The following is a 2,173-nucleotide window of genomic DNA, read 5'->3' on the forward strand; positions in this document are numbered from 1 at the left end:
GTTGGGTCGGGGACGGGACGCCGTGCACCGTTTCCGGTACCGGTTTTCCCGTCCCCGCCCGCCGAACCGGACGTGCCCGTTGGCCGAGCATCCGGCTCTCCACGTGATCCGCTGAATCAGGCGAGGTATTCGCTGACCTGGCCGACGAAGGCCACATCGTCGTGGTTCGTCCGGCGGAAGCGTGCTCCGTCGGGATCGACCTCGTCGATGTTGTATGGCGTGCTGATCTGCGCTCCGCGGAACTGGTAGCGCTGGACCTTCATCTTCGCCGGGTTGTAGAGGACGATCCCGCCCTCGGTGATGCGGTCAGCCCCGTAATAGCGGCGCCGCAGCTGTTTCCAGGTCAGGTGGGGATGCTTGTAGCGAATCCAGAGAAGCAGTCTCCACCACGCGTACCAGCCGAGGTAGGAGAACGTTCTCTTGGATGCGCCGTAGCGGAAGTAGGCAGCCCAGCCCCGAAGGACCGGATTGACCGTCCGCAGCACCTCCTCCAACGAGAGCGTGGTCGTGCTTCGCCCCGTCAGTTTCTTGATCTTGTGCATCACCGACGCCAAGGCGGGCTTGGACGGGATGGTGAGCACGACGCGACGGCCGTCGCCGAAGGGCCTTCGCTGGATGTGGAAGCCCAGGAAGACGAAGCCGTCGTCGATGTGGGTGATGTGGGTCTTCTCGACCGAGAGAGTCATCTTCAGCTTGCGGGCCAGCAGCTCACCGATCTCCGCCTTGAGCGTCTCGGCCTCGGACTTGGTGCCGTGCACGAGCACGACGAAGTCGTCGGCGTATCGCACCAGACGAAAATTCGGCAGCCCCTTGCGGCGCCGGGCTTGCCTTTGCCACCCGGGGCTCATCTCGGTGTCCCAGATCCGCGAGAAATGCCGGTCCAGGACAGAAAGATAGATGTTGGCCAGCAGCGGAGAAGCGACTCCTCCTTGCGGAGTGCCCGTGAGGGTCTCCGCGAATCCACCGTGCAGCTCGACAACCCCGGCCCGCAGAAACGCGCTGACCAGCCGCAGGACCTTGCGGTCCTTGATGCGTTCGGCCACCAGGTCCATCAGGACGTGATGGTCGACGTTGTCGAAACAAGCCTTGATGTCGCCCTCGATGACCCAGTCGTAGGTCGACGGCTTGCGGGTGAAGCGGTGGATCTCGGCGATGGCATCCTGGGCCCGACGACCGGGCCGATACCCGTAACTGGACGGATAAAAGTCGGCCTCGAAAATCGGCTCCAGGACCAGCTTGAGGGCCATCTGCGCGACGCGATCCCGCAGAGTCGGGATCCCCAGGTAACGGACTTTGCCGTTCTTCTTGGGAATCACCGTCTGCTTGACCGGCAGCGCAGTGAAGGACCCGTCCTTGAGGGAGGAGCGAAGCTCCTCCAGGAACGGAATCACTCCACGACGTTCCTCGATGTGGAAGCGGGTGACCGCGTCGACACCTGCTGTCCGGGCACCCCGGTTGCCAGACACCCGCTCCCAGGCCACTACCAGCGTGGCCCGATCGCAGATCAAGTTGAATACATCATCGAACCGGCGATCCGGCTCGTTTCTTGCCCATCGGTGCAGCTTGATCTGATGATCGAGTACCCGCCGCTCGGCCGTCATACTGCCCGGCCAAGAAATCGGCGGCGCGTCGTTGTTCAACAACGTTCCTCCCCGGCAGCAGTCCTGCTGCCATCACGCTGTCGCCCTTCCCCCTGTGACCGGCTTTCCCGGCCTCCGAGTACTACGGCGACTCCGCCACGATCTGGCGTCATCAGCGGGCATTGCGCCTGCCCGCCGCCCGGCCGGCTGCCGGACGGGAAGGGCGATGCCAGATCGCTTCCCACGTTCACTGAGGATCTCTGTGACGGCGTCGGTGCCCAGCTATACCCCGGCAGCATCGCCACGGACCGCACATCGCAGTCTTGGTCCGGGCCTCCCGGCGCCCATAGGCTAAAGACGCCGGAAGAGGAGAGGCCATCGGATAGAGCACTCTCCAGCACTGCAAAGCGGCCCATCCACCAGGTTCGGCAGGCCGCTGACGACTCACGGGACGTCAACCACTGGTTCAGTTTCCTTGCACCCATTCCGTCTTCGCTTGCGGGCACGAACCGTCTGGTGGTGTCGGTCCGCCCCTACGTTGTCGAGGCTGCTCCCGGCCTCACCCCCAACCCGGGGCTCAGCCTGCCTCCAGC

At 64.2% G+C, this 2,173-nt stretch carries 1 protein-coding gene; it reads right to left on the reverse strand.

The window, feature by feature from the left end:
* Nucleotides 1–116: 116 nt before the first annotated feature.
* Entirely contained in the window at nt 117–1,640 is a 1,524-nt protein-coding gene (gene ltrA, locus AB0H32_RS48110) for a group II intron reverse transcriptase/maturase (RefSeq protein WP_361136022.1), read from the reverse strand.
* Between the last annotated feature and the right edge of the window lie 533 nt (nt 1,641–2,173).

Origin of the sequence: Streptomyces sp. NPDC020362 (assembly GCF_040642095.1) — a bacterium.
Classification (GTDB): domain Bacteria; phylum Actinomycetota; class Actinomycetes; order Streptomycetales; family Streptomycetaceae; genus Streptomyces.